16 protein-coding genes are annotated in these 20,805 nt (G+C 42.0%); 13 read left to right on the forward strand and 3 right to left on the reverse strand.

From position 1 onward, the window contains the following. The first annotated feature begins 9 nt into the window (after positions 1 to 9). Positions 10 to 1,401 carry an aldehyde dehydrogenase gene (locus ACFQ3W_RS00610; protein WP_379315565.1) on the forward strand — a complete coding sequence of 464 codons (1,392 nt, stop codon included), beginning with the start codon at positions 10 to 12 and terminating at the stop codon, positions 1,399 to 1,401. Between the two features lie 35 nt (positions 1,402 to 1,436). Then, complete coding sequence (locus ACFQ3W_RS00615) at positions 1,437 to 1,886, forward strand: DUF1569 domain-containing protein (RefSeq protein ID WP_379315567.1); 450 nt, start codon at positions 1,437 to 1,439, stop codon at positions 1,884 to 1,886. A gap of 61 nt (positions 1,887 to 1,947) precedes the next feature. Here the strand turns inward: ACFQ3W_RS00615 and ACFQ3W_RS00620 are convergent, their stop codons facing one another. Next, a complete protein-coding gene (locus tag ACFQ3W_RS00620; RefSeq protein WP_379315569.1) occupies positions 1,948 to 3,060 on the reverse strand; it encodes a hypothetical protein in 1,113 nt (370 codons plus the stop codon). Positions 3,061 to 3,427: 367 nt separating this feature from the next. On the opposite strand from ACFQ3W_RS00620, the gene ACFQ3W_RS00625 reads away from it, so the two are divergent. The 7 genes from ACFQ3W_RS00625 to ACFQ3W_RS00655 all read left to right on the forward strand — a co-directional run bounded on the left by ACFQ3W_RS00625 (position 3,428) and on the right by ACFQ3W_RS00655 (position 11,285). Continuing rightward, positions 3,428 to 4,063 (forward strand): glycoside hydrolase family 11 protein, encoded by a 636-nt coding sequence (locus ACFQ3W_RS00625; protein ID WP_379315571.1) that lies wholly within the window; start codon positions 3,428 to 3,430, stop codon positions 4,061 to 4,063. Between the two features lie 89 nt (positions 4,064 to 4,152). Further along, complete coding sequence (locus ACFQ3W_RS00630; RefSeq protein ID WP_379315573.1) at positions 4,153 to 4,995, forward strand: formylglycine-generating enzyme family protein; 843 nt, start codon at positions 4,153 to 4,155, stop codon at positions 4,993 to 4,995. A gap of 359 nt (positions 4,996 to 5,354) precedes the next feature. Beyond that, on the forward strand, positions 5,355 to 6,536 hold the full coding sequence (locus ACFQ3W_RS00635; RefSeq protein ID WP_379315575.1) for an iron-containing alcohol dehydrogenase: 1,182 nt from the start codon (positions 5,355 to 5,357) through the stop codon (positions 6,534 to 6,536). 12 nt (positions 6,537 to 6,548) lie between these two features. Then, the gene (locus ACFQ3W_RS00640) at positions 6,549 to 7,883 is read left to right on the forward strand and encodes an aldehyde dehydrogenase (protein ID WP_379315577.1); all 1,335 of its coding nucleotides are present in this window, start codon (positions 6,549 to 6,551) and stop codon (positions 7,881 to 7,883) included. Between the two features lie 98 nt (positions 7,884 to 7,981). Then, positions 7,982 to 8,890 (forward strand): bifunctional enoyl-CoA hydratase/phosphate acetyltransferase, encoded by a 909-nt coding sequence (locus tag ACFQ3W_RS00645; RefSeq protein ID WP_379315579.1) that lies wholly within the window; start codon positions 7,982 to 7,984, stop codon positions 8,888 to 8,890. Between the two features lie 28 nt (positions 8,891 to 8,918). After that, entirely contained in the window at positions 8,919 to 10,022 is a 1,104-nt protein-coding gene (gene buk / locus ACFQ3W_RS00650) for a butyrate kinase (RefSeq protein ID WP_379315581.1), read from the forward strand. Positions 10,023 to 10,043: 21 nt separating this feature from the next. After that, positions 10,044 to 11,285, forward strand: coding sequence for an L-lactate MFS transporter (locus ACFQ3W_RS00655; protein WP_379315582.1), 1,242 nt, complete (start codon positions 10,044 to 10,046; stop codon positions 11,283 to 11,285). Between the two features lie 107 nt (positions 11,286 to 11,392). Here the strand turns inward: ACFQ3W_RS00655 and ACFQ3W_RS00660 are convergent, their stop codons facing one another. Then, complete coding sequence (locus ACFQ3W_RS00660) at positions 11,393 to 12,958, reverse strand: PucR family transcriptional regulator (protein WP_379315584.1); 1,566 nt, start codon at positions 12,956 to 12,958, stop codon at positions 11,393 to 11,395. Positions 12,959 to 13,285: 327 nt separating this feature from the next. Between ACFQ3W_RS00660 and ACFQ3W_RS00665 the strand changes: the two genes are divergently transcribed. From ACFQ3W_RS00665 to ACFQ3W_RS00680, 4 genes are read left to right on the forward strand one after another with little or no spacing between them, the layout of a single operon-like run. After that, positions 13,286 to 14,476: an MFS transporter gene (locus ACFQ3W_RS00665; protein WP_379315586.1), complete on the forward strand. Its 1,191-nt coding sequence runs from the start codon at positions 13,286 to 13,288 to the stop codon at positions 14,474 to 14,476. A 13-nt stretch (positions 14,477 to 14,489) separates the two neighbouring features. After that, entirely contained in the window at positions 14,490 to 16,940 is a 2,451-nt protein-coding gene (locus ACFQ3W_RS00670; protein WP_379315588.1) for a pyruvate formate lyase family protein, read from the forward strand. 20 nt (positions 16,941 to 16,960) lie between these two features. Beyond that, positions 16,961 to 19,378 carry a glycyl radical protein gene (locus ACFQ3W_RS00675; protein WP_379315590.1) on the forward strand — a complete coding sequence of 806 codons (2,418 nt, stop codon included), beginning with the start codon at positions 16,961 to 16,963 and terminating at the stop codon, positions 19,376 to 19,378. An 18-nt stretch (positions 19,379 to 19,396) separates the two neighbouring features. Beyond that, entirely contained in the window at positions 19,397 to 20,353 is a 957-nt protein-coding gene (locus tag ACFQ3W_RS00680) for a glycyl-radical enzyme activating protein (protein WP_379315592.1), read from the forward strand. Positions 20,354 to 20,432: 79 nt separating this feature from the next. On the opposite strand, the gene ACFQ3W_RS00685 is transcribed toward ACFQ3W_RS00680, so the two are convergent. Continuing rightward, entirely contained in the window at positions 20,433 to 20,606 is a 174-nt protein-coding gene (locus ACFQ3W_RS00685; RefSeq protein ID WP_379315594.1) for a helix-turn-helix domain-containing protein, read from the reverse strand. Positions 20,607 to 20,805 lie beyond the last annotated feature (199 nt).

Genomic DNA, 20,805 nt, shown 5'->3' on the forward strand with positions numbered 1-20,805 from the left:
AACATGGGAATGAAACCATGGACATTGGAGCAGGTTGAGCAAATTTTGCAGGAGCATCGCAAGAAATTTCACTCTGGCTATACGCGCAGCGTGGAGTTTCGCTTGGAGCAGCTAAAGAAGCTGTCGGATGCGATCAGACGCAATGAGCAGCAGTTACTGTCTGCGTTATATCAAGATTTGCACAAGGATGAATTTGAAGCCTATTCGACTGAAATCGGCTATACGCTGGACAGCATCCGATACATGAGTAAACACTTGAAGCAATGGATGAAGCCGAGAAAAGTAAAAACACCGTTCTATCACGCATTTTCGAAAAGCTGGATGCATAAGGAACCCTATGGGACTGTTCTAATCATCGGCCCCTTTAATTATCCATTCCAGTTGCTGATTGAACCTCTGATCGGTGCGATTGCGGCAGGGAATACTGTGGTTTTGAAGCCGTCCGAGAATACACCGACGGTTGCCGCCGCCGTCAAGAAGCTGATTCAAGAAACCTTTGATGAGACTTATATCCGTGTGATTGAAGGGGAGAAGGAAACCACCTCGGCGCTGATTCATGCTCCCTTTGACTACATCTTTTTTACTGGAAGCGTACCTGTCGGCAAAATCGTCATGGAAGCTGCGTCCCATAACCTTGTTCCCGTCACACTTGAGCTTGGGGGGAAAAGCCCAGTCATTGTGGACCGGACAGCGAACCTTGATGCTGCGGCCAGCAGAATTATTTGGGGGAAGATGATGAACGCAGGTCAGACGTGTATTGCCCCGGATTATGTTCTTGCGCACGAGGATATTAAAGAGGAATTAATTGAAAAGATGAAAGTTGTCATTACAGGCTTTTATGGACCAGATGCAAGCCAAAGCAAGGATTATGGCCGAATCGTAAATGAACGCCAGTTCGACCGGTTAGCCTCCATATTGGAAACAGATCAAGCCAACGTTCTATTTGGCGGCAAGAAATCCAGGGAGGAGCTTTATATCGAGCCAACGCTGCTGGCTGCGACTTCCTGGTCGGACGCTGCCATGCTGGATGAAATTTTTGGCCCGATTTTACCGATTATGGGCTTCCGGCAATTGGACGAGGCGATTGAGATGGTGAACAACCGTCCCAAACCGCTGGCGCTGTACTTGTTTACCGAACAGGATCATATCAAAAAGGAAGTGCTTTCTCGCGTATCCTTCGGCGGAGGCTGTGTGAACGATACGATCAGCCATGTTGCCAATCACCATCTGCCCTTCGGAGGCGTAGGCAATGCCGGGATCGGTGCTTACCATGGAAAATACAGCTTCGATCAGTTTTCCCATACCAAGAGTGTCATGACCAAAAGCACTAAGCTGAACATAAAATTCTTATTTCCGCCGTACGGAGACAAGGTAAAGTGGGTTAGAAAAATTATGCGTTAATGCCGCATTTGGCGGTGAGAAGGAGGCTGAAGAATATGAATGTGCAATTTTCATCGTTGGCTGATGTGAAAAAGGAACTGCTGGGAATGGATGATCGTGACGTCATCAAGACAACACAATGGCCGCTCTATGAGATTCTTGCCCATTGTGCCCAAACCATAGAATATTCCATGACCGGCTACCCTCAAATGAAGCCCAAAATTGTGAGAAATACAATTGGACGCATGGTCATCAAGAAATTTTTGAAGCAGGGTTATATGAAGCATAATTTGACGGCACATGTACCGGGTGCGGCCAAGATCGAAAAACAGGGAACGGTCAGGGAAGGAAATGCTTTGCTGCTAAAGGCAATCAATGATTTTGAGGAATATAAGGGGCCGCTAGCTCCCCATTTGATATTCGGAGAACTAAGCAAAGAGGAGTATGATCGGTATTTTACCATGCATATCGCGGATCATTTCTCTGAATTGCAGCTTGCTAGCTAAGCCCAAAATATCGCGATAGAGGTTGCTTTGATAGCAGCCTCTTCTTTTATAAGTCATTACGCTATTTTGCACTTTTGAAATAGTTGTATTCATGTAGAAAATGAATGGCCCAAAATGTGAGATCACATGTAATAGCATGATCTGATTTATAATCATCGGCAAGTCCTAATTCGCAATAAGGACCGGGATACATAAGATTTAGCTTAAATTTACTCTTCTCATAATTGCTATCAAATTTAACACGAAGCCCATCATTTTTATGTAATTCTTCTTGTAAAATTTCCGCGGTTTGCTTTGTTGCGGTAACCATTTCACCAATGCCACAACGGTTGATATCTGTTAGAACTCTTCTATTACAAACCAATTGTTTTCGCCAGTCGCCATAAGGTTTTATAGGCATACTGAACCCACCGCATGGGGCGTAATATCGATTTCCGAGTTTAATATGATAAGGGCTCTTCTCAGGCGTGATTTCAATTAGGTGATTGATTGCTTCGGCTAGTTGTTTCTTGGATGCTTCATTCCTCCATAGAGACGTATGAGAAAGAGTTTCTAAGTGATACATGCATGGCCACTGCTGTCCGATTTCCAGATAAGGATAATTATATTTTCGTTTTGCATTTTGTTTGAAAGTTGCAATATCCATGATACTTGAGCGTGATTCTATGCTTGTAAAAGCATCAAGACTAATGTTGATCATACGTTGGCAGTACCGATCCCCGTATCCAAGCAGTGCAATTACCGTATCAATTAATAGCTGCAGTCCCCAACCGGCTTCGTTTCCCAAATAGCGTTCCTTAAATCTGGTGATCTCAGGTCTGTGATATGAAAATTCGTGCTCTAAGACTTCATCGTCTGTAAGAGCGTCTATAAATCTTTTTATAATAAGACTATCTTTCGGTATCCCATAATTCGATAAAAGTCTTGCTGCAACCTCGCCATCCTGCAAGGCAGTCTCTTTGAATTTATCCCCGCTATGCATCCCGATACCTATATAGCCATTTTCTTTTTGATAGCCTTCGACAAGCTTGAATTTTGGGGAGTCAAATACTTTTTCAAGCAGGTTCTCTTCTTCATTTTTGTTGATGTCATGTAAGATTTCCTTGTGCAGACGGTACTTAATGATATGACTTCCATTCTCTAATAGGAAATCAATTGATTTATCAATACTCATTTTATGGACCACCTTTGAAAGTCATAAAGATACAAGTTTCTTCCAAATTATAATGTAGCACTATAAGAGAAAACCGTCTATTTTGTTATTTACAGCAGCTGTTGTAAAAAGCAAAAAGGGCCCAAGCTGTGGGGAATGCTTCATCTTCAACGATGAGAATGTGTGCCATAATTACACCTCCGCACCTATCTTAGCATAGGTACTAAGCTAGCCAATGTAAGGAAGTTGTAAAAAATTGAAGGTAAAATCTTTAATTTACAAAGTAAAATGTATCCGCTTACCTCCTATAATTTACTATTAAAGGAGGTGAAAGTAAGACGATCTCGGAATATGCAGAACTACAAAAAATATTTGAGGAGGGAAAGATATGTTTAAGTTCAATAAGAAAATTTTGACTTTATGCCTTGCGGCTTCAATGAGTTTTGGCTTGTTTGGAGCAACCTCAAATGCAGCGACGGACTATTGGCAAAATTGGACCGATGGTGGCGGAACAGTAAATGCAGTTAATGGCTCTGGTGGCAATTACAGTGTTACATGGCAAAATAGCGGCAACTTTGTTGTCGGTAAAGGCTGGGTTACCGGATCACCCAATCGGACAGTAAACTACAATGCCGGCGTATGGGCCCCTTCCGGCAACGGGTATCTGACGCTTTATGGCTGGACGAGAAACTCACTCATCGAATATTACGTCGTTGACAGCTGGGGAACCTATAGACCGACTGGAACATATAAAGGCACCGTGACCAGTGACGGGGGCACTTATGACATCTATACGACGATGCGTTACAATGCACCTTCCATTGACGGCACACAAACTTTTCAACAATTCTGGAGCGTCCGACAGTCGAAGAGAGCGACCGGGAGCAACGCTGCCATCACTTTTGGCAACCACGTTAACGCATGGAAGAGCAAAGGAATGAATCTGGGAAGCAGTTGGGCTTACCAGGTGTTAGCGACAGAGGGATATCAAAGCAGCGGGAGTTCTAACGTAACGGTGTGGTAACGGTTAATCTTTAAATATTTCAGAGGCCGTTCGGTCTTACAGCCGACGGCCTCATTATGTTATCCCTATCGTTTAAAGGAGATCTATCAATGAGAAAATGGTTGGTGTTCCTTTTAATAGCAGTAATTGTCGTTATCAGTGCCTGTTCGCAAGAAAAGCCAAGAAAGAATGATAACTTGGTATTCGTCAAAGGTGGGGCCTTCATCAACACACAGTCCAGCTACTATGGAAAAGAAATAACTCTATCGAACTTTTATATCGGCAAATATGAAGTAACACAAAAAGAGTGGATGGAGGTCATGGGCAGCAATCCCTCCGGGTTCACAGGCGACGATTTGCCGGTAGAAATGGTAAGCTGGTACGACGTTGTCGAATACTGTAATCAAAGGAGCATAAAAGAGGGCTTAGAACCTTATTATAATATAGACAAGAGTAAGAAAGACCCGAATAATAAGAGCGATAACGATAATATAAAATGGACCGTGACGATCAATGCGGAAGCTAACGGTTACCGATTGCCGACGGAAGCGGAGTGGGAATATGCCGCAGGTGGCGGTCAGATGAGCAAGAGTTACAACTACAGCGGCAGCAATCATGCCGATGAAGTATCATGGTACTGGAGAAACACTGGGGATAAATTTTTATCGGGAGACTGGAACTGGCCTATCATCGAAAACAACAATAGTCAAACCCAATCGGTCGGTGTCAAGAAACCCAACGAGTTAGGGCTTTACGATATGTCAGGTAATGTAAGGGAATGGTGCTGGAACTGGTACGGAGACGACTTGGATAGTAATATCGGCTCTTTTCGGGTTGTGAAGGGCGGCGGTTGGATCGGTGACGTGGGCAGCAACGAGTCGTCTTTTCGGGGAAAGTTCGAAGCGAATGGTTTTGGCCCTGATCAAGGTTTTCGTGTGAGTCGGAGCGAGTAAAACGGGTAGAGATATCCTCACAATTTAGATCGCGTTAAAGATGATTGATACCGAACAGGATTTTCTGAATATTATTTTCTAGGAAAAAGCTTGAGTAAGGAAAGGAGATATATTTCCTCCCTTACTCGAGCTTTTTGCGTTCAGCCTGTCGAATTTGTAAAATTTCACAATCCCACTCATTAAAAAAAGATAAAAGTGAGAGTGCTAGTCAAGTAAAAGTGCAAAAACCAATTTCAAATTGGCATTAAGTAAAGAAATAAACTCTCAGACTATGACGAAGAATTTTAAAAAGGTGAGTGCTACGATTAAATCGATCCTAAGGAACAGAGATTATAGACAGTTATAGGAGGGAGCAGCAGATGAAAAGAGGTGTTTATGAACAATTGGCCCCCATTTTATTTGGTTCAGGTACAGTTGTTCAAGTAGGTGACAAGGCTAAAGAGCTAGGAATGACAAAAGTTCTAGTTGTTACTGACAAGGGGATTGCCGCGGTGGGTCATCCGAAGAAAGTGGTAGATTCCCTAAAGGCGGCGGGGATTGAGTGTAAGGTGTGGGCTGAGGCAACAGGTGATTGTCCAACGGAAAGTGTAAGAGCTGGATCAGCCGTTGCAAGGGAATTTGGTGCAGATGGAATTGTCGGTATTGGGGGAGGAAGTTCTCTTGATACTGCAAAAGCGATCGCTTCGATCGCAGCAAATACGGATGAGATATTAGAACAAATCCCTGTTTATTTATCAGGTCAAAAATCTTATCCTAATGCCCCACTAAAAAGTATTTGTATACCAACAACTGCCGGAACGGGTTCGGAATGTACTAGAGTTGCCGTATTAAATGATGAAAAACTTGATATGAAAATAGGGCTTCCGGCATTTCCATCCCTTGGAATTGTTGATCCGGAGTTAACCGTAGGTTCCCCAGCTTCTTTAACAGCATTTTGTGGAATGGATGCTTTTGCACATGCTAATGAATGTTTGGCGTCTAAATTGAGGACACCTCATTCAGAACTGTTAGGGTATGAAGCGATTCGATTGATCACTAAGTGGCTTCCTGTAGCATGTGCAGATACCAAAAATTTAGAAGCTAGAGAGAATCTTTCACTAGCTAGCAACTTGGCGGGTATTTCATTTAGCGAAGGAGATATTCATTTAGGCCATGTAATTGCTCATGAATTAGGTCATAAATACAATATTCCTCATGGTCTTGGGGGTGCAGTTGCTACCCCGGCAATTATTGAATTTGTGGCATTGGAATATCCGGAGACGACAAAAAAGATAGGTGATGCGATGGGCCTTGATTTGACAGGCGTTACGGACGCTGCGGTTGGTAGAGAGGTTGCGGATGCAGTTCGAGAAATGATGCTAGAGATAAATATTCCTACGTTGGAAGAAAAGGGAATCCAATATTATCAGGTAATGGAAATGCTTCCGGCAGTGATGAACCATCCGTTGGCCGCCTCTTATGATGGAACTTTTACAGAAGACCAAGTCAAGAGAATACTGGAGCAGACTTATTATTGGAAAAGTAAATCATCAAACCAATAGGAGGAATAAAACATGTCTGGGAAATTAGGAGTATTTGATACAGCAAACGAAGCTATTGAAGCAGCAGTAGCAGCGCAAAAAGATTTAGTTCTAAATTATACGTTGGAGGATCGTGATCGCTTTATTGGTGCAATCCGAGCGAAGATTATGCCTGTCATGAAGGAATTGGCAACGAGTGAATTCGAGGAAACCGGTTATGGTAGATTTGAAGACAAAATTGCCAAAAATACGGGAGCCGTTATGTTGTCCCAAGGTACGGAAGCTATCCCGAAAAATATGTATGTATCTGATAAAGGACTTACGGTAGAGTACTATGCTCCATTTGGAGTGATTGGCGCAGTTACTCCAGTTACCAATCCGGCGGCAACGGTATGCGGCAATGGTATTGCTAACATGGCTGCAGGCAACGCTGTAGTATTTAATGCGCATCCAGGTGCGAAAAAGACTTCTGCCATGACAGTTCGTTTGGTAAACGAAGCGATTACAGAAGCAGGCGGACCAGATAACTTATTTTCAATGGTAGAAAACCCTACCCTAGAAACTTTAGATGAGATTATGGCTCATCCCGCCATTAAGTTATTGGTTGGTACAGGTGGTCCCGGAATGGTCAAGACTTTGATGAAATCAGGAAAGAAAGTAATTGCAGCAGGTGCCGGCAATCCGCCATCCATTGTGGATGAAACCGCAGATATTAAGAAAGCAGCAGCAGGATTGTATGCCTCTTCTTCATTCGACAACAATTTATTATGTATTGCTGAAAAAGAGATATTTGTGGTGGATGCAGTCTTTGATGACTTTATGAAACAATTGGAAGCACTTGGCGCATATGTTTGTACAAAAGAACAAGGAAAGAAATTAACTGAAATATGTGTATCCGAGCTCCCGAATGGCGGACACGGGGCAAATAAGAAATTTGTCGGTAAGTATGCCAATGTCATTCTTAAAGAAGCTGGCATCGAAATTGATTCTGATCCGAGAATTGCTATTTTTGAAGCAGAAAATGATGACTTGCTGGTTCAAACGGAGCAAATGATGCCGATCATTCCGATTGTACGTTGCAAAGATTTTGAAGAAGCTATGAAAAGAGCAGTACATGCAGAACATGGCTGCACGCACTCTGCCTCGATTTGGTCAAAAAACATTGATCGAGTTACAGCATTCGGTAAAGTGATCAATACCACCATCTTTGTCCAAAATGGCGGAACCATGGCTGCATTTGGTTTAGGGGGGAGTGGAACTAATTCCCCAACCATTGCTACTCCAACAGGTGAAGGCGTGACGGGGCCGCAATCCTTTGTGAGAAGAAGAAGATTCTGTATGGCTGATGGAGGAAATTACTTGCTGTAATTTTTAGACAACATAGATGGAGGCTATTAAGAATCTTTGAAAGCGCATTCTTAGTAGCCTTTTTTAATCCCAATATGTGAAATTGGAGAGTGCATATTATGAGTATAAAATGCTTTAAGGACTTGGTAGACAGTGTTCAAAAGAGAGAAAAGAAAACGAGAGTTGCTGTAGTAGCAGCACAAGACGAGCACACACTAGACTCTGTAGTACAAGCAACAAAAGATCAATTAATAGTGCCCATTTTGATTGGTGATGAGTCAAAAATCAAAGCTATTTTTGAAAGTATGGGTCAAAGGGCAGAGGATTACGACATTGTAAATGAACAGGAAATAGATGATTGCCTTCAAGTTGCAATTGGGCTTGTAAAAGACGGAAAAGCAGATGCGATGATGAAAGGTAAATTGGAAACAGGTCAATTTATGAAATCAGTTGTTAAAGATCCAGATATGAAAAAAGGCGGACTGATTTCGTTGATGGGTTTCTATGAGACAGATAAATATCACAAATTATTTGCTGTATCTGATATGGGGATGAATACTTATCCGGATCTTGAAGGTAAGAAAAAAATCTTATTAAATGCCGTCAACGTATTCCATGCCATCGGAATAGAAAATCCCAAGGTTGCAGTCATGGCAGCCGTTGAAAAGGTCAATCCAAAGATGCCGGAAACCGTGGATGCGGGTCAGCTAAAACAAATGAATCAAACGGGAGAAATAAGAGGTTGTATTGTTGAAGGCCCAATTTCTTTTGATCTCGCAACTAGTAAAGAGGCCGCTGATGTGAAGGGGTATGAGAGCCCTGTAGCAGGCGATGCAGATCTCTTGTTGGTTCCGGACATTGTATCAGGAAATATACTTGTGAAATGTTTGACAGGAATTGCAGGTGCCTCAACAGCGGGAATCATTATAGGCGCAAGGGTTCCACTCATCGTAACATCGCGTTCTGCAGAGGCATCTGACAAATATAATTCAATCGCATTGACAGCGTTTGTAGGTCAAAACTATTGAACATGATCGAATAAGGAGGAACAACATAGTGGAAGAAATCTATAGAATACTTGCTGTTAATCCAGGATCAACATCCACAAAAGTCGCTGTGTTTGAGAATGATAAAGAAGTGTTTATTAGGAACATTTCTCATGAAGCAGAGCAATTAAAAGAATTTAAAGATGTGCAAAGTCAATTAGGTTATAGAAAAGAAATGGTAGAGCAAACATTAAAAGAAGCAGAGATTGATTTGCACTCCATTGATATTTTTGTAGGAAGAGGCGGCGGACTTGTTCCATTGGCAGGCGGCACTTACTTAGTAGATGACCGATTATTGCAGGATGCCGCAATAGGTATGGCAGGGCAGCATCCAGCCCAATTAGCCTCTCAGATTTGCCATAAATTCGTGCAAGAATATGGTGGAACAGCATATATCGTAAATCCGCCAGATACAGATGAATTTGATGAAATATCTAGAATTACGGGTCTAAAAGGCGTCTATCGCGAAAGTAGAATTCATGCGTTAAATCAAAAAGAAATTGCACTCCGCTTTTGTAAAAATAGGGGCCTCGATTACAAAAAAGTGAACCTTCTGATTTGCCATATTGGAGGAGGAATCTCAGTAACTGCACATAAAGAAGGTCGTATGATCGATTCCAACGACATCATTGGCGGAGACGGTCCTATGACGCCGACACGCGCAGGCTCTCTGGCGACTGTGAAAGTATTAAAAATGTGCTTTAGCGGCCAGTACACGGAGAAACAGCTATACAACAGACTATCTAAAGAAGGCGGGTTAATCGACCATTTAGGGACGCCGGATGGACGTGAGATCCTGAAAATGATTGAAGAAGGGAATACCTATGCCAAGTTAGTATTTGATGCCATGATTTATCAAATTGCGAAATATGCAGGGGAGTGCGCTTGCGCTTTAAAAGGAAAAGTTGATGCAATCATTCTAACCGGTGGCATGTCAAACAGCAAATACTTAACAAGCAAATTAACGGAATACATTAAGTGGATTAGTGAGGTCTGTATTATACCAGGAGAATTTGAAATGGAAGCGCTTGCGGCCGGGGCGTTGCGGGTGAAAAGAGGAGAAGAAAAGGCTTTATTATATACAGGAGAGCCTGTGTGGAAAGGCTTTGAATAGACAAGAGGGTGAATATAGAGTATGAATCTTACGAAAAAAAGATGGATCGTTCTCTTTGCCAGCTGCATGATCAACTTATGTATCGGCTCAACCTATGCATGGAGCGTATTTGCTTCACCTATGGCGAAGCATTTAAGTGAGATAAATGGACTTACTGGCGCTTCAGCATTAACGGCAGGAAGTTTAGCGCTAGCATTTACAATCTGTAATTCGATCGGACCCGTTACCATGATAACAGGCGGTAGAATCAATGACATGATAGGACCAAGATGGGTTATCTTTATTGGAGGTTTACTCTTTGGGCTTGGCATGGTAGTTTCAGGATTTGCAACGAGTGTTCCGGTGTTGGTTATTGCTTATGGTCTCGGATGCGGACTAGGGATGGGGATGGTCTACGGCTGCACCATTAATAATTCGGTAAAATTTTTTCCTGACAAAAGAGGTCTGATTGGTGGTATTGCTACAGCTACCTATGGTCTTAGTTCAGTCATTGTTCCACCCATTGCCGACGCACTTATTGATTCTGTGGGGGTTACAGAAACATTTGAAATATTTGGAATTTTATTTTTAATTATTGTTTGCGGGGGAGCATTTTTTATCCAAAAGTGCCCATCAGATTTCGTGCCGGATGGATTTACTCCTCATATTCAGAAAGGTAACTCCGGAGTGGCAAGAGATAAGGATTGGAGACAGATGCTAAAGGATCCAATCGCCTATATCATGATTATTATGCTAACTTGCGGTGCATTCTGCGGATTGATGGTGGTATCACAGGCATCGCCTATGGCACAAAGCATTGTGGGTGTATCTGCAACCGTAGCAGCAACGGCCGTTTCTATTATAGCTTTATTCAATGCAGCGGGCCGTATAGTTGCCGGATATTTATCAGATAAATTTGGACGGATAAACACGCTTTCTATTGTATTTGTAATCTCAATGATCGGGCTTGGTCTATTATATGTTTCCAAAGCAGGGAATATGGCTATGTTTATGACAGGCGTATCTATCATTGGAATTTGCTTTGGTTCTTTTATGGGGGTGTTTCCAGGCTTTACAGCAGACCAGTTCGGACCTAAGCATAATAGTGTGAATTATGGAATTATGTTTATTGGATTTGCACTTGCAGGAATGTTTGGACCTATGATCGTGAGTAAAGTATTTGCCGCTACCGGTAAATATCAAGACGCCTTCATTATTGCAGCGGTAATGGCGATATTTGGGTTGTTATTAACATTTGTATATCGCAAGAGAGAGAAGGCGTAACTAAAGACGCAATCAGGTGCCTTTACCATGAATTTGGTTACTGGTACCTGACTGCGTTTTTTTTAAGTGATGATGGCGTCTATATCCCATTGTCTAACCGATGGTCATTACTCTGATTTAGGTGCATCCAGTTGGCTAAGGAGATCTAGGATCTTTTCTGAAATGATAATTTGAAACATCACTGTACTGTCCTCAAAATCAATATCGGTCATTTCTATTATACGGTTAATCCGATATTTCATCGTATTATAATGGAGATGCATTTCCTTTGAAGCCGTAGTAATATCTTGACGATGCCTTACGTAGCAGAATAGGGTTTGGGTTAAATCACTGTTTTTGTTTTTATCAAGCTCCAATAGATGTTTAACATCCTTATGTATCAGGTTTTGCAGTGAACAAGTTTTATCAAATTCCAAAAACATATGCGTCAGCTTTAAATCGTCATATTTATAGATTCTATTTGGTAGTGATAATTTTTTGCAAATATCTAGACAAGCTTCGCTTTGTTTATAGTGGATGTAGAAATCACTAATGGAATGAAAGGTCAAGCTGATCCCGGCAATACACTTGATTTCGGTCAGCAATTTTTCAAGAGAGGTCAGGTTAGCGGGAGAAAGCGTATGTTCAATATCTTTTGCATCAAGCAATATTACTATATGACTCTGAAAGATGACAATTGTGTGCTTATTGAAATAACTTTGCAGACGTTTCTTAATAAGGTATAAAACATCTGGGTTTTTCATTTTTTGGACATAATTCACTGTAATTATAACCATAGAATCTGGCAAATCAATATTAAAGAGCTTCATGCGTTCTTCGATAGCTGCCTTATTGGCAATTCGTATTTCCAACAGGGATGTTAAAAAGCCCTCCAAAATGGAATTATTTATATCGAAATGACCAGATGTTTCGGTTATTGTTATTGCTACAAATTGGCAGAGAATAATAAGGTATTGCTTATCTAAGAAAGTAATAGGTCGATTGCATTCAAAAAGCTTTAAATACCCTTTTAGATGGTTGTTGCGGACAATTCGTCCAGCCATTAGCCGATGCTTTAAAAAATCCTTTTCCCAGACAATCAATTCGGAAAAATCCGTATCTGTATTTGCCTCGTTTTCCTCTACTACAGCATCAAAAAACTCGGGCGTTATATATCCGTTAGCTAGGGTCTGTTCAATAATTGGCTCGTCAGACACAGATTCGGCTCCGGCATGACAGACAAGACAAAGTGAAGGATCCAAATAGAGAATGGGGTTGCCAAGGGCGGTGTAGCCTTCATTCAGCAACTCTTGCGCACTGGCCCCTTTTTGACACATATTCAACAATTTGTAGGCAAAGTCATTAATGCGTATTTGCATATCGAAGACGTCGCGTACATGTTCTCTCATTTTCTCAAATGAATACATATCTTTTGTAATAATCATGTTCAAGGAATTGACTTGGTAATACTCTACGCCTATCTTGTCATCTTCAAATAGCAACAAATTACAATTCAACAGACATTCTGGATTAGGAAGCTGCGAGGAATTCCCAATATACAGATAATCGGCTACAAAATGAGTTTCTTCATTACCTAGATTTCCAGTGCCAACGATCCCGCGATTCGGTGCAGGAGTAATTAGCTTGTACTGTTTATTTGCTATTGGACAAAATTGGGAAAATGTAATAGCCATAAGTATGCCCCCATCTTGAACATATGGATATTTACATTATGAAGAAGTGTAGAACACGTGTAAATAATCGTTTAAGCACTATGAGCATATCGCGAAAAGAATGTAATTTTCTATAAAAAATGTTCCGCTATTCATCATTATTTACAATTATTCATATAAAAAAAACAAAATTGAACGCAAGGATTTGTGAAAAAACTCAGAAGCCCTATGGCTTTTTATATGAAAATATCGGATAAGATTTCGAATTGTGCCAATGTATAAGAAAAGTGCGGATGATAAGATTAAATCGTCAAAAGACTTAAACTAAAAGGAAGAGAGGTCAGTAAAGTGAACAAACAGCCAGGAAGAGCAATTTTTTCAGCGTTTGCAGCTTATCTAATTGCTATGGGGGCAATCAGTATTTCGTCGGCATTGTCTGCAATTTCTGCAGATTTCCCGCAGTACAGCGACCTGACAATTCAGATGTTATCTACATTACCGCCATTATTTATTATGATTGGTAACTTAGTAGCACCTGCCATTGCGAATAAGCTTTCAAAGAAGAGAACGATTCTGCTGGGTTGTCTGCTTTTTGCAGTGGGTATGTTGCCAATGTGGATACAAGGATTTGCATTCTTAATGTCGACTCGTGTAATTATCGGTTTTGGCATTGGAATTATGATGCCGCTTTCAACAAGTCTTATCTTCACTCATGCAACTAGTCCGGAACAAGCGCAAAAAGGTGTTGGCTTGCAGCAATGCGGCGGTGGAGTCGGCATGCTGTTTATGTCATTGGTTGGAGCTGCTCTTGTTACGGTATCTTGGCACAGAATTTTCCTGGTTCACGTTATTGGTTTAGTAGCCTTCTTACTCGTCCTTATTTTCTGCCCGCAAGATCATCCGGAAACCGAAGCGCAGGAAAAAAGCGAAACAGGGTTTTCAAAAGGTACGGTTTATGTCTGCGTCATTATGTTTATATATTTGATCTTTTTCAACCCGCATGCAAGTATTCTGCCGTTCAAACTTGCACAAGACGGATTTGGAGATAAGGTGGCGGGAGTTACAGGTATTGCACTGAGTCTTATGGTTGTGGGCGTTACCGTTGGCGGATTGCTTATGGCAGCAGTTGTTAAGGTGCTCAAAAACTACACATTGCCGGTTGGATTGATTATGGCTGTCGTAGGTATGCTCTTGTGTGGTTTGAAAAATGGAGGTTCAGGAATAATTATTGCCGGCAGTTTGATTGTTGGACTTGGCATGGGGCTTGCAGTTGGTTCCCTGATGGGCATGGCTGGTGCGACGGCAAAAGGGCCACAGTATGTAGCGTTTGCAACAAGTATGGCTGGGATCGCTATGACGCTGGGTCAGTTTGTTTGCTTGTACATTACAGTACCTATTACAAAAGCAGTTTTTGGCTCAGGATGGACTTACGATAATGTGTATGTAGTATGCGGTATTGCTCTTGCAATTTTGGTTGTCGTGACTTTTATAAATAGCTTGAAGGAAAAACATCCAGAAGTGGAGTTAAAACAGAACTAGGGAGGCACGAGACATGTATGAATTCAGCCCTGTTACAGATCGTATCAGACGTGTTCATGACAGAATTCGCAATAGAGTTATTCGCAGTGATGCCGAGAGAGCACTGCTGATTACAGAAGCTTATAAAGAAAACGAACTTCTTCAGCCAATCATCAAAAGACCGCTTGCAACCTATAAAGTTTGCGCAAATATGACATGTTTGGTGGATTCAGAAGATGAATTGTTTGTAGGGAATCGAGGAAAGACATTCTGCGGGGCGGGCGTTAACCCAGAATGGGCAAGCGAAGGCTGGATTCCGGGAATGATTGAACAAGGGCTGTGGGAATTGAAAGATGATGGATTCTATCATAATCCGGAAGAGGAAGACTTGAATATTATTATGTCCCCGGAAGATTACGAAGCGCTGCTTGGCATTCGTGATTATTGGAAAACCAGAAGAATTACAGCGTCCGCTAACGCATGGCAACCTGAAGGATATAAGGAGTTTGCCAGATTAGGAGTATCGAGCTATTCGCCGCAATTTGATGTAATGGGGATTGCCACAGGACATTTAACGGCAGGGTTCCCTAAAATCATCAATGTTGGCTATAAGTCAATAAGACAACAAGCTCAGAATTGGTGTGACGAACATAAGGGCAAACTGATGGGCGATGATGTTGATAAATATATGTTCTATCAGTCAGCTATCATCGCGTGCGATGCAGCTATGATTATGATTAAACGATATTCTGAAAGCGCTACAAAAGAAGCGACGGCGTGCACAAACCCGGTCCGTAAAAAAGAACTGGAGTTTATGGCGGATGGTCTTGCCAATATTGCCGAGAATCCGGCGCGCAACTTTTGGGAGGCTTGTCAGGCGGCGCTTTTATATATGCTGTTTTTGGAAATTGACTCTTGTTATCCAGCCATGGCATTTGGCCGCTTCGATCAATATACATGGCCGTTCCTTAAGAAGGATTTGGATGCCGGAGCGTTAACCATGGAACAAGCGCAGGAGCTAGTCGATTCATTTTTCTTAAAAGCCAATTGTTATTATGACCTGGCCCATCCATTTATTAATATGATGGTAGGTTTAGGAAATACCTATCAGCATACGACCATTGGCGGATGTGATCCCAAAACCGGTGAAGACGCTACAAATCCGGTAACCTATATGGTCTTGGAAACACTGGGGAGATTGCAGCAACATGACCCGACCATTTCCTTGCGTGTTACCAAAGATACGCCGGATAAGTTATGGTCTTGCGCATTGGAAACAACGAAACGGGTTGGGGGACTGCCGCTATTTCAAAACGATGAGGTCATTATCAAAGGTTTGATGGAAAACCTTGGATTCAGCCTGGAGGATGCGCGTGATTATAGTCTGATTGGTTGTCAGGAAATCGTTGGTTCAGGCAACGACTATCCGGCACCCAACGGCGTTGTCGGCGGAAACGCAAGTATCCATTTTGGTGCTATTTTCGCTATGGCAATGAATGATGGTGTCAACCCATTCAATGGTGCTGACTGTGGAATTCGCTGCGGCAAATTATCTGATATGAAGTCGATTGAAGAAGTGAGAGAAGCCTTTAGAAAAATATCCGAGTATGTATTCAATTGGCAAATTACTATGAATAATTACTCGGAATATATGGCTCAGCGTTATGTGACACACGCGGCTTTATCGATCTCCATGGAGGGTTGTATGGAAAAAGGCAAGGATGCTGCCTGCGGAGGCTGCAAATACAATTCTTACGGGGGTACGTCTCCAGGTTTGGCAACCTGTGCAGATTCCATTACAGCGATCAAGTATTTAGTATTTGATAAAAAGATCTGCACGGCACAAGAACTGTATGACGCTGTTATGAAGAACTGGGAAGGTTATGAGCCTTTAAGACAGAGAGTTCTTAACGAAGCTCCCCATTTCGGAAATGCAGATGCCTATGCAGATGAAGAGATGAAATGGGTGATAGATCTGTACACAGATCTTTGCAGCCATGTCTACAGTTCAAGAGCCAAGGTATATAAACCAGGTCTATACGGTGCTGCAGACCATGTGGCTCAAGGCTATCATACATGGGCTACTCCGGATGGGAGAAAAACAGGGGAACCCATTGCAGACGCCGCTTCTCCTGCACAAGGCCGCGATAAGCATGGACCATCCGCTATTTTCATCTCCAGCTGTTGTTATGACAACAGTAAGTTTATGGATGGAGTCGCTTTAAATATCCGTATCCATCCTTCTGCATTAAGCAGAGAAGATGGTGTTGAAAAACTTCGTGATATGACAAAGGCCCACTTTGATAATGGCGGTATGGAAGCCCAATACAATGTCGTAAGTACGGAGGAACTGAAAGCGGCTCAAGAGAAACCGGAAGATTATAAGAATCTGGTTGTACGTATTGCGGGCTATTCAGCTTATTTCGTTGAAATGAACAGAGATTTGCAAAATGATATCATCTCCAGAACGGAAAATATGATTTAGCGAAGGGGGAGAGACAGCCCATGTATGAATTAAAACCTGTAACGGACAGAATAGCGCGCATTCGTAAACGCTATCGTGACACTAAACCTAAGGTTTGCATTGAACGGTTTAAGATCGTAACGGATTTTTACGAAGAGAATGTAGCTTTGCCGGCGATTCTCAAAAGAGCGTACAATTTTAAAAACCTATGTGAAAAAATGCCGGTTCTTGTTAATGAGGATGAGATTATCGTCGGGAGCCTTGCGTCCATGTATCGCGGCTCAGCATTATTCCCGGAATACTCTGTAGACTGGCTATATAATGAACTGCATTCCGGCAAGTTTTTGGAGAGAGAACTTGACCCCTATGATTTAGATCAAGAAGATATGGAATATCTGCTGACCAAAGAAGATTTTTGGATGAAAAATAATCTGTCAGCTAAAATGGACGCTTCCCTATCCGACAGGTTCTATAAAATCTTAGGAAATAATGTCACTACATTCGGTGTAAAAGGAACTTCAACAACTCCGGTAGGCCATTTCTGTGCCAATTATAATAAAGCAATCCGAAAAGGCTTTGGTGCAATAAAAGCTGAAGCAGAACATAAAATGGCTGAAATGGAAGGTAAGCTTTATGGCGAAGACGCTAAGAAGTATCAATTTTACCACGCCGTATCGATTGTTAGTGAAGGAATCATTCTCTTCTCCAAGAGATATGCTCAGGAATGCAGAAATCAAGCGGCTATAGCAACGGATGCAGCTAGAAAAAAAGAACTGTTAACCATGGTGGAAGGCTTGGACTGGATTATGGAGAATCCTTGCCGCAACTTCCGCGAAGCAGCACAATGTTTATTCTTATACCAAATTGCTATGGCATTAGACGGTAATCTTCATGGATTGACGATTGGACGAGCCGATCAATATTTGGGATCTTTCTATGAAGAGGACTTGGCATCTGGAGCGATTACACAAGAAGAAGCGCAGGAAATTATTGATGCATTTTGTTTAAAAGTATCAGAGATGAACAAGATATCAGCTGCACAAGTGACCTATGCCATTGGCGGTTATACAAGCGGACAACTTCTTACACTTGGCGGGGTAACTCTGGATGGAGAGGATGCTACAAACCCTGTTACCTATATGTTCCTTCAATCCGCTGGAAGATTAGTATTGCATGATCCGCCGATGTCGCTGCGTATTCACAATGAAACACCCGAAGAACTTTGGAAAGCGGGAATTGAAACTACGAAAATTTGTGGCGGCGTTCCTACTTTTGAAAATGATGAAATTATCATTCCGGCATTGCAGGGTAGAGGACTATCGCTTGAGAGTGCCAGAAACTACTGCCTTATTGGCTGCGTAGAGCCGGGAGGATGCGGGGACGAGTGGCCGGCATGCGGCGGACCTGGACAAGAATCTTTCTGGTTATTGCCTAACACCTTATTACTGGCTATCAATAATGGGCAAAGTCCAATGCCGGGACCTGATGGCCGATTAAGCGGTCAGACCGGATTACCAACAGGTTATTTGTATGATATGAAGACTTTTGATGAAGTACTAGAGGCAACAAAAAAACAAATAGAGTATTTTGTAGACTGGCAGGTGGCATTTACTAATTTACACGAGTATGTTGCTGCAACAGATATGCCGCTTCCTATTGTTTCGGCAACAATGGATGGCTGTATGGAGAAAGGTGCCGATGTAATGTGGGGAGGGGCCAAATACAACTCAACGGGTACTGCAGCAGTCGGATTGGGAACTTTAGTTGACAGCCTATGCGTTATTAAATACATGGTATATGACAAGAAGCTGATTACAGCAAGAGAAATGTACGATGCTGTGATGACAAATTGGGAAGGGCTAGAACCGCTTCGTCAACAAGTGCATACAGAAGTCCCGCGTTTCGGCAATGACAATGATTATGTAGATGAACTAGCCGTATGGGTAACGAAAGTATATGGAGAAAAAGTACTTTCAGCTACAGGTCCTAGAGGTAATAATTTTGCCCCTGGATTATATCCGGTTGCAACTCATGTGCTTTATGGTCTTATCTCCTGGGCTACACCTGATGGAAGAAAAGCAGGAGAACCATTCTCTGATGGTATTTCGCCAAAACAAGCTATGGATAAGAGGGGACCAAGTGCAACCTTAAAATCCTGTGCGAAAATTGACCATATCATGAATTCTAACGGAACACTCCTGAATATGAGATTTCATCCGAAATCATTGGAAGGAGAAGGCCAAAAGAAGCTGAAGGCACTTATGCAAACCTACTTTGATATGGGTGGGATGGAACTGCAATTCAATATCGTAAGTGCCGATACGTTAAGAGAAGCACAGAAGCATCCTGAAGAACATAAAGACTTGATTGTGCGTATCGCAGGATTCAGTGCATACTTCGTTGAGCTTTATAAAGGGATGCAAGATGATGTTATCAACAGAACGGAATTAGGGCTCTAACACAAAGGAGTCAGGGTTATGAAAAATCCAATAACCGGTAAAATATATGATATTCAAGGATTCTCGGTCCAAGACGGACCGGGAATCCGTACAACAGTGTTTTTGAAAGGATGCCCTTTGCGATGCCCGTGGTGTCACAGTCCGGAATCACAGCAATTCAAAAGTCAATTGTGCTGGATGGAAATGCGTTGTGTTGGAGTAGATTTATGTGGCCTCTGCTTGGAGGCATGTCCAAAGGGGGCTATACATCCAGGCGAACGAGTATACTCTGAACTTAAGAAGAAAGAGATGCAAAGTGTGGTAGTAGATAGAGATCTATGTGATGATTGTGGGGAATGTGCTAAGGTATGTTACGCAGAAGCGCTATATATGTGCGGTAAGGACTATACCGTTTCCGAAGTAATAGATCGAGTCATTAAGGATAAGCCGTTTTACGACAAATCCGGAGGTGGCGTCACCATTTCAGGTGGAGAAGCATTAGCACAACCAGAGTTCACACTTGCCTTATTAAAGGCATGTAAAGAAAATGGACTGCATGTAGCGCTGGATACTACCGGGTTTGCCAAATGGGAGCTGGTGAAACAGACTTTGCCATATGTTGATTTGTACCTATATGATTTAAAACATATGGATAGTCAAAAGCATCAAACCGTAATCGGAGTCCCCAATGAAAGAATACTGGAAAATGCCAAACGAATCGCAGAGGCCGGCGGGAAATTGCAAGTGCGAATACCTGTAATCCCTCAATTTAATGATTCAAGAGAAAATATTAAAAAAACAGGCGAATTTTGCAAAACGTTAGGGGATGCAGTAACACTTATACAGCTCCTCCCCTATCATAATCTTGGAAATATGAAATACGAACGTTTGGGGAGAAAGGCCCTGTTACTTGAAGCTAAGCCCCCAAGCGATAGAAAAATGAATGTGTTAAAAGAATTATTAGAAGGTATGGGATTACCGGTAAGTATACATTAGAAATAAGAGCAACGGTGCACGTTTAGGGGGGGCTGTATGCTATTTCGAGCGGACTCAAAACAGGCTTATTATATAAGTATCATGTATTTCTGTAGTCACTGGGTGTCACACCGATTTTTGCACTGAAAACTTTAGTAAAATAGCTTGGTGAATTAAAACCACACATTAAACAGATCTCATTGACACTTAGGGTTGCGGCATTCAGAAGCTTTTGTGCTGCATTTGAAATATCCTGAAGCGTCACTGAATTCATGAAATTTCCTTGTATAAATGAAATCATCTGCTGCAGTCTCACTTGAGATTGCAGCTCTTTTTTTATCTTGAATAATTTTAGGGATTTGATCCAAATGGCGGAAATAGGGCTTGTGACAATACTTCCATTACGAAATACGAGGAGGAGTTAACTTGAAACAATTATACTCACGATTCCGCATCTATTATGGTTATGAAAG

It is taken from the genome of Paenibacillus puldeungensis (assembly GCF_042678945.1).
Lineage (GTDB): Bacteria > Bacillota > Bacilli > Paenibacillales > Paenibacillaceae > Fontibacillus > Fontibacillus puldeungensis.

Bases quoted from the DNA above. Each gene is read 5' to 3' on its own strand.
- ACFQ3W_RS00620 (WP_379315569.1), bottom strand. From the start codon at position 3,060: ATGAGTATTGATAAATCAATTGATTTCCTATTAGAGAATGGAAGTCAT.
- ACFQ3W_RS00685 (WP_379315594.1), bottom strand. From the start codon at position 20,606: ATGAATTCAGTGACGCTTCAGGATATTTCAAATGCAGCACAAAAGCTT.
- ACFQ3W_RS00610 (WP_379315565.1), top strand. From the start codon at position 10: ATGAAACCATGGACATTGGAGCAGGTTGAGCAAATTTTGCAGGAGCAT.
- ACFQ3W_RS00660 (WP_379315584.1), bottom strand. From the start codon at position 12,958: ATGGCTATTACATTTTCCCAATTTTGTCCAATAGCAAATAAACAGTAC.
- ACFQ3W_RS00655 (WP_379315582.1), top strand. From the start codon at position 10,044: ATGAATCTTACGAAAAAAAGATGGATCGTTCTCTTTGCCAGCTGCATG.
- ACFQ3W_RS00615 (WP_379315567.1), top strand. From the start codon at position 1,437: ATGAATGTGCAATTTTCATCGTTGGCTGATGTGAAAAAGGAACTGCTG.
- ACFQ3W_RS00680 (WP_379315592.1), top strand. From the start codon at position 19,397: ATGAAAAATCCAATAACCGGTAAAATATATGATATTCAAGGATTCTCG.
- ACFQ3W_RS00675 (WP_379315590.1), top strand. From the start codon at position 16,961: ATGTATGAATTAAAACCTGTAACGGACAGAATAGCGCGCATTCGTAAA.
- ACFQ3W_RS00645 (WP_379315579.1), top strand. From the start codon at position 7,982: ATGAGTATAAAATGCTTTAAGGACTTGGTAGACAGTGTTCAAAAGAGA.
- ACFQ3W_RS00635 (WP_379315575.1), top strand. From the start codon at position 5,355: ATGAAAAGAGGTGTTTATGAACAATTGGCCCCCATTTTATTTGGTTCA.
- ACFQ3W_RS00640 (WP_379315577.1), top strand. From the start codon at position 6,549: ATGTCTGGGAAATTAGGAGTATTTGATACAGCAAACGAAGCTATTGAA.
- ACFQ3W_RS00670 (WP_379315588.1), top strand. From the start codon at position 14,490: ATGTATGAATTCAGCCCTGTTACAGATCGTATCAGACGTGTTCATGAC.
- ACFQ3W_RS00630 (WP_379315573.1), top strand. From the start codon at position 4,153: ATGAGAAAATGGTTGGTGTTCCTTTTAATAGCAGTAATTGTCGTTATC.
- ACFQ3W_RS00625 (WP_379315571.1), top strand. From the start codon at position 3,428: ATGTTTAAGTTCAATAAGAAAATTTTGACTTTATGCCTTGCGGCTTCA.